Origin of the sequence: Propionivibrio sp., from assembly GCF_049316945.1 — a bacterium.
GTDB lineage: Bacteria > Pseudomonadota > Gammaproteobacteria > Burkholderiales > Rhodocyclaceae > Propionivibrio.
Genome location: NZ_JBMOJE010000181.1, coordinates 1 through 7,418, shown reverse-complemented (window position 1 = coordinate 7,418; position 7,418 = coordinate 1). Strand labels below are relative to the sequence as shown.

6 protein-coding genes are annotated in these 7,418 nt (G+C 51.3%); 3 read left to right on the top strand and 3 right to left on the bottom strand.

All coding sequences use genetic code 11. The annotated features are described in order from the left end of the window. Window positions 1–835 precede the first annotated feature (835 nt). From ACOYNV_RS24345 to ACOYNV_RS24335, 3 genes are all read right to left on the bottom strand, one after another. Entirely contained in the window at window positions 836–1,054 is a 219-nt protein-coding gene (locus ACOYNV_RS24345) for a hypothetical protein (protein ID WP_422902400.1), read from the bottom strand. Between the two features lie 1,275 nt (window positions 1,055–2,329). Next, window positions 2,330–3,109 carry a bacteriohemerythrin gene (locus ACOYNV_RS24340; protein ID WP_422902401.1) on the bottom strand — a complete coding sequence of 260 codons (780 nt, stop codon included), beginning with the start codon at window positions 3,107–3,109 and terminating at the stop codon, window positions 2,330–2,332. 389 nt (window positions 3,110–3,498) lie between these two features. Continuing rightward, window positions 3,499–3,933, bottom strand: coding sequence for a cyclic nucleotide-binding/CBS domain-containing protein (locus tag ACOYNV_RS24335; protein ID WP_422902399.1), 435 nt, complete (start codon window positions 3,931–3,933; stop codon window positions 3,499–3,501). Between the two features lie 892 nt (window positions 3,934–4,825). Between ACOYNV_RS24335 and ACOYNV_RS24330 the strand changes: the two genes are divergently transcribed. Genes ACOYNV_RS24330 through ACOYNV_RS24320 form a run of 3 tightly spaced genes read left to right on the top strand, consistent with a single transcriptional unit; the run spans window position 4,826 to window position 7,256 of the window. Next, a complete protein-coding gene (locus ACOYNV_RS24330) occupies window positions 4,826–4,999 on the top strand; it encodes a hypothetical protein (RefSeq protein ID WP_422902398.1) in 174 nt (57 codons plus the stop codon). Continuing rightward, entirely contained in the window at window positions 4,996–6,516 is a 1,521-nt protein-coding gene (locus ACOYNV_RS24325) for a CHAD domain-containing protein (RefSeq protein ID WP_422902397.1), read from the top strand. Before ACOYNV_RS24330 ends, ACOYNV_RS24325 begins: the two co-directional genes overlap by 4 nt. Further along, window positions 6,513–7,256: a ParA family protein gene (locus tag ACOYNV_RS24320; RefSeq protein WP_422902396.1), complete on the top strand. Its 744-nt coding sequence runs from the start codon at window positions 6,513–6,515 to the stop codon at window positions 7,254–7,256. The genes ACOYNV_RS24325 and ACOYNV_RS24320 overlap by 4 nt, the downstream gene beginning before the upstream one ends. The last annotated feature ends 162 nt before the right edge of the window (window positions 7,257–7,418 follow it).

The following is a 7,418-nucleotide window of genomic DNA, read 5'->3' as shown; positions in this document are numbered from 1 at the left end:
GCAGCGACTCGCAGCAGGCGTTTGTGCATGACTTTGTGGCCGCCTGGAACAAGGTGATGAACCTTGATCGCTTCGACCTTGCGTGATCTTGGGGGATTGGTCTGAAAGTCCTATACCGCGCAGTCTCGACCTGGCATCGGGTCATCCAGGACAAGGTAGAGGCTGCGCGAATCCCAGTCCGCGGCTGGGCGGCATAAGATGAATTTAGGATTAGGAGGGGGGGGGCAACCTGCCGCGAATAAGTTTTAGGTTTTTAGATGAACGGTCAAGAGCCGGGATGAACGGCCACCCACGCTGTCTTCCGGCCATTCAGGTGTGAATCCTAATTTTTCATCGCGAACAGCGGCTTTCGATTTTCTTGCTCGACCGGCGAATCTCTGCTCGCAATTCTTACGGCCGTCGGCAACGGGTTGCAGGCTGTCATCCAACGCTGATGGCGTCTAACGGCAGGAATCAGGGTAGAGCGGCCGTTGGGCATGAAAAATTCATCAGACCGCTTTCAGTCTGAAACCGGCCCTGGCAACGGTGCCGAGCATTTTTCGAGTGAGCGGCAGGTTTCGCTGGTAAGCGGCCGCTCAGTTTTCAGGGGTGGCTGGCTTCATCCGACCCATAGCCGTCATTGGGGGAAAATGAAAGCGGACCGTCGCGGCGAACTCCAGAAACTGATAAGCAGCCGTTCGAAATGCAAAAGTGATATTTAGTAGCGAACGGCAGCTTCGCGGCCGAAAGCAGCCAGTGAGTGTAAATTGATGGCGGTCGGCTGACGGCCATGAAGAGACATTTGGCGTATCTCCTCCATAGCGGCCCTTCGTTCATCCCAAGTCCCCGAAAGCAGTCACTGGATCGGCGCCATCCATTTTTCCCGGGCGAACGGCGGCTTCACAGCGAAAGCGGTCGTTGAAGTCGCTTGAAGAACGCGGATTTGAGCGGCGGCTGTCAGCGTCAATCTGCCATTCAAACAGGCAGAATATGTTGCATTTGTCATGATCCACCCGGCCGCATGCGGCCGAAGATATCCCGAAAAATCGAGCTTTTCGAGCGGCAGGTAACTCATCAGAAAACGGTCGTTCGGGCCAGTTGCAGATCGGCCCGCTCGGCCAGAGCGGACGGTGGTGGGTAGAGCCAATGCGGTTAGCTACCCGGCGCTTACCTGCTGTCGTCCTGAACAGCTAACCAGCGCCAGTTCGGTTAAAACGTTCGGTGGAGCTTCAAAGCGCTCACATCCCCTGTGTTCTTTTGTTGGCGGCCGAATGCCGGCACGTTCAAGGCGAGCAGCAGTACAAGCCTGGACCACATCGTGATGCGAATGTGACGCCTGTACCCGGCCGATGACACTGCGGGGATCGACTGAGACCTTGGGCCCCTGGACTCCGGCCACTCTGGTTCGCGAGGTACAGACAGTACCCTTCTGGCAAGTTTTGGCACAAAGTTCCATATCAGTTTTGCGTGATTACTTACCTCTGTATGATCCACCTTATTACGGTGGACATTCAGGGGGTTATCACTACGACCACCACCACAATGATGGATGGGGGCGGCACTGGTGACAACGTATAACAAAGCAACTCTAACCCAGTTTTAATCTAGCGTTCAGCCTGCTTTGGCTTGTTACCCTCGGGCCAGACAAGCGGGGCCAGGATACAGAAATTAGCTGAATTTGGCTTTGCTTCTGTTTCAGATCAGCACTACGTCACAGACGCCAACGGTAATCCGAAAGTTGGCGCCATAGCAGATCAGCTTTCGCATCTCTCGACTTACGCCAGACACCAGGAAGCAATTTTCCAACGCTGTTCCTTGCTTTTTGGCTCGCCTTGCGATTTCACGGAAGGCTCGTTGGTTCAAACGGACAATTCGTCCAACATATTTGTCAAGGTTCATTCAATACCTCGCGGTTGATTAGAACGATAGGGGTATCTCTGATGTACTGCCGCCGAGCTTTTAAACATAGGCGGTTCTTCGCTCCGTTTCTACCAAGACTTTGTGGTCGTTCCGTAACAGAATTCCGGCGGTGATGAACATCATCTTGTTGAGTCCGCCACTCTCCACAGATCGAACCAGTAACCCTGTGGGTAAGCACTGGATAACTACGGTAGGTTGTTGCCAGGCTAGAGATTTTTGCGGTTGCTCAAGGATTGGGCGTTACGGGTTGGCAGCGATCAGCAAAACATGAAGGCCAGCCAAGCCGGATCATCGATGAAACTCAGCAGCAGGAAGCTGCCAATGCGAATCGACCAGAATTCCAGGTTGGTGGAAAACTCACTCGAAGACATCGTTTTCCATGCGGTTTTCCATATGGCAAACGTAGAATATTGTTTATAAAACGTTTTAATTATTGAACATCGCCGCGCTGAAATGAGCGGCGGGGGTTGCTGAAATTCTTCAGCTCAATATCGGCGAGAGGGCGACTGCTCACCCAAGGAACAAACGCGGCATCCACCTGCGCGATGTGGTTGGATACCCATCCGTAAATCAGGTGCTGCACTTCGCTGGCAATTTCGTCGAGAGATAGAGTCCGTGCATAGTCGAGCAATTTGATCAGCCTGGCTTTGATTTCAGCATGTTGCCGTTTGTGCGCCACCAGGTCCGGGTACTTGAGCGCCTCCAGCATCTGCTCCTCCTCGCGAAAATGAACTTTCACATACTCGCAGAGCGTGACCAGGGTCTTCATCATCCTGATCTGGTCTCCGTTGCCAGCGAAGGTGGACGCCAGATCGAACAGTTGTTTGTGCTGGCTGTCGATCCGAGGCAAACCGCACGCCAGTTTGTCCGACCATTTGGTTAATGGCATCGACTTGGGGCTGAGGCGATATGAGAAACTAGTCGGGAAGTGGTTGGTTTCTAACCGAGATTGTTCATGGCACAAGCATGACGATACGCCGCCGTCGCACTTCAAGCAGTGATCCATGCCGGCGGCCAGTCCGCAGCCACTCAGGCTTTTCCTGCTTCTGGAATGGAGGGCGTGTTGATTTTGCCCTGCATCAAGCCATTGCCCATCCCAAGTCTCGGCATCGAGCGATGTTGTTGCCACAAAGACATCAGGCCAAATATCAACGGCCTCATTTACTCTGGCCTTGCCCGGAGCAGGCAATACAGTTAAAGGGTTATTCATCAAAAACTCCTACAAAATTTACAAAAGCAATTGCCACAACGCCTGACGACCGAAGATGAAATTGTTCCCCGAGCTTGTTTCCAGTCATTCGTCTCCCCCCCAAGGAGGGAACTTGAGTAGAAGACCTGAGTGGAAACAAAAACCCATCTTCTCGACTTACCCAGGCATGAATGCCAGGGCTTGCGTCTCGACTCGGGTCAGGGGATGCCAGCCGCCTCTACTACTAAGCGCACATGACGGAGCGTTGAACATTAATTGATCCTCCTCGCAGCTATCGGGCGAATTCAAGTAATGTGAATGGAACCTCAGTTATAGCCATTCGCTGTTCAGAATGGCCCCAATGGTCCGGGGCCAATTCGAGTACGTTGCAAATGTCCTAAGTTGAAGTTTTAGGCCAGTATCTCGGCAATATGTTCGTGATGAAAAAGTTGATGGGCGAATTCCTGCATCTCTGGGACCAAGGTATCCCGAGCGGAAACCATGCCAATCGGCCAACCGTTTTCCACTACCGGCAAATGCCGGAATCCCCCTTCGTACATCATGTGCAGCGCGTGTCCGAAGGGCTTGTCTGGCTTGATCGTTTGCGGGTTAATGGTCATCACCTCGGCAAGTCGGGTGGTTTTTGCGTCCCGACCCTCAGCAAGAACACCGAAAAGTGCATCACGTTCCGTGAAAATCCCGACTAGCTGATCTCTCTCGATCACCATGACCGTGCCAACACAAGCCTGCTTCATCTGACTTGCGGCCTCGGCTACAGTGGTCTGCGCCGAGGCGCGAATAATTGTTTGGTTCTCAACCATGTTTCGAATAATTCTGTTGGGCATGACTTTTCTCCTGTTCGATGAAAGCACCACCACAGTTATGTGGCGGCGACGTAGGCTGCTGTGCGGATAAAGTCTTAAAGATGTGAGGGGTTGCTTCGAGATTGCGTGGCAACCGGCAACGACAAGACGCTTTAACCTTACGAGCGGCGATTTGAAGGTTTGGAGATGGCTTACGGTAGTGAGTTCCCAGGAAGCAAGCTATGTCACAAAACAATAACGAAGGAGTCACATAACAATCTGGAAACACGATTGTTAAAATTGCGCCCAAATCAAGGCCTGCCGTACGATGCGAGATCAGAGTGGCGACGCTCGAATCAGAGCAGCCGCTCCTTCGACTTCGACAATCCTCTTTCCACCTGCTTCCCCTTGACCGCCATGGCCAGCGCTCTTTTCTGGCCGGCCAGTACAACCAGGGTCTTGCCACGGGTGATCCCCCACGCTACCGCTCTGATTCAATCCCCATAGCACTACCTTCCGTGCCCGCTGGTTTAGCACATCAGGATTTTTAGCCTACCGGACGCGGAAGACTTGCTGCGCCTCTCTTCAGCCTTGGTGCGCCGCGTCCACTAACCTAAAAACCCTCTGCACTGTGTATAGGAATACATAGCCACCAGCCGTTCGGGCTTGTGACCATGCAACCCTGTCCACGGTCTTATGGAATACTTTCCATGGTAGGCCTTCGCCAACCCCATCCGTGGCGGATTTGCACATCGTCATCAGCTTCAAAGAGTTTTTCAGTCATTCCTCCCGAGCCAACAAAGCGGACCGGAATATCAGCCAACTCTATTGACCTTACTTACAAAACGAATTAACGTCATGACGTCATTGCGTCACGACTGCTACTGATTCTGACGTCTCCGGCTCTAACTCAAATTCAATGAAAGCCTGCCCGATGAGTAAAGATCAACCCGACAAGAAAAACACCTCCTTGCGTCTGGAAAGCAAAATGCACAAGGCCTTGAAGATCCGGGCGATTGAAGAAGAAAGCAGCGTGCAAGTAATTCTTGAACGACTAATCGAGGAGTATTTGAGCAACACCATCAAATTGAAGAAATTAAAGAAATGAATCCAATGCCAGTGACGACTTGGTCATTTAAAGACACAGTCGTAGAGCGTGACATCATCGCGAGAATTGGGTCCGATTTTTATGTCGATTTCGATCCGGCCACAACTTTAGACATACGATTTTTTGATGATTTCGACGCCCATTTATGGAACGCCGATTTGCTTCTTTGCCAGATTAACAAGCAGCGCTTTCAACTAATCAATCGTTCCGGTTGTATCGGAGAGGTTCGCGCGCCAGGGAATGTCAGGTTCTGGTGGGAATTCCCCGACAGCAAGGTAAAAAGTGAGCTGAAACGGCGGATCGATCTGCGCGCGGTTTTGCCGGTAGCATCGTTGCATTTGATTGAGACCAATTTTTCATTACGCAATAGCGATCAAAAAATCGTCGTAAAAGGTCGCATCTCACAATCCGTTGGGGATGGCCGCAGCAATCAATATTTGACCCTGCAGTCAATGCGCGGCTACGACAAGTGTTTTTCACGGGCAGAGAAACTATTCGAGCCCTTGTTCAAGGCACAGGTGCATGAATTTGGACTGAAAACGATGTTCGCCGAGCAGGATTTTCAGGCTGCTGGACAGCACTCAAGTCAGCCACCGCACCTTGCAGAGGAGATGCCGACAGAACTCGCAGTGCGTGCCATGGCCAATGAGATGCTTGCTCAGGCAACTCGGCATGTCAATGGCCTTGTGGCCGACACGGACACCGAATTCTTGCACCAGTTTCGGGTGAACGTGCGGAAATTACGCTCGCTGATTAGCCTGCTGAAGAAGTCGTTGCCTACTTCGACTGTCGATGTCGTCGCAGAAAAATTGTCTGCCATTGCAGGCAGGACCAACAGACTTCGGGATCTGGACGTTTTTTTGCTCGCCAAAGATAGTTATCGCGCGATGCTGCCTGCCAGCCATAAAAAAGGATTAAGCGAACTGTATGCGCTGATCGAAAAACAGCGGCAGCAGGAAAAGTCTCTGGTTTCGCGCTATTTTTCATCGAGAGCCTTTCTACAGGACATCGCCGCCTGCGCAGCCGAGGTATCAGCCGCTGCGGCCTTTCAGACAACGATGGCGCGCAAACCTGTGTTGTCCGTAGCGAAATCCTTGCTGGTCAAGCGCAATCACAAGATCCTGACTATGAGCGCGCTCATCAATGCCCAGTCAGCCGATGAAGACGTGCACCAGATTCGTATCGAGTTCAAGAAACTGCGCTATCTGATCGAATTCTTTATCGACCTGCTTCCCAAAAAGCGCATCGCGGGCTTGCTTGCCCAGCTCAAGAAGATCCAGTCGGTACTGGGCGACTTCAATGACTACTGCGTTCAGGTCGAATTTCTAAGTGGCTATATCGATGATCATCAGATCGAGATGACCAAAGCGCTGAGCGGCCTCATCGCGATTTTGCATCACAAACAAGTGGAAACCCGCAAGCAAGTGGAAGCCGCGATCGCGCTTTTTTTTACAGAAGACATGGCCATGAAATTTGACTTGGCATTTGGCGCCAAAGCCAACGGAGATTTGGAATGAAAGTCATTGCCTGCTACAGCATGAAAGGCGGTGTCGGGAAAACGGCCACCGCTGTCAATTTGGCCTATTTTGCAGCGAAATCTGGTTTAAAGACGCTGCTGATCGACCTCGATCCGCAAGGCGCGTCCTCATTTTATTTTCGCGTCAAACCGTCGTCGAAGAAGTGGGCTGAGCGGTTCTTCAATGCCTACGAAAGCCTGGTCAAACACATCAAGGCTAGCGATTATGAAAATCTGGACATTATTCCCGCTCACCTGAGTTTCCGGAATTTTGATGCCCTCCTGGCCGATCTTAAAAACCGGAAAAATCGCCTGAAGCGGGTATTAAAAGGCTTCAAGCAGGAATACGATCTGGTGATACTCGACTGCCCGCCATCAATCGGTTATTTATCGGAATCGATATTCATCGCATCCGACCTGGTGTTGGTGCCGGTAATTCCAACCACGCTTTCAGAGCGAACATTTGAGCAACTGATCACTTTTTTTGAAGACAATATTTATCAGCTGAAAAAAATCGTGCCTTTTTTTTCCATGGTTCAATGGCAGAAGTCGTTGCACAAAGCCACCATCGAATCCATGGTGGCGCGCTACAAAGTATTTCTGAATACCACGATTCCGTATTCGTCTGACATCGAAAAAATGGGGGAACACAAGGCGCCGGTCGACGTCTTTGCCAGTTCGACGCAAGCAAACGCTGCCTATATGAAGTTGTGGACCGAGGTCTCTGAAGCACACCTTTAAGAACACTTTTTCGAGCCGGCGAGGCGATTGCGCTATCGCTTAGTGCCTGGCAACTTTCTGAAGTAAGCCGTTCTCGATGGTGATCCAGGTGGGTGCGTTAAATTTAATCGGTAAGGCGGCGTAAATAAATAAACGTATCATATGACGTGTTGAGGTGGTATT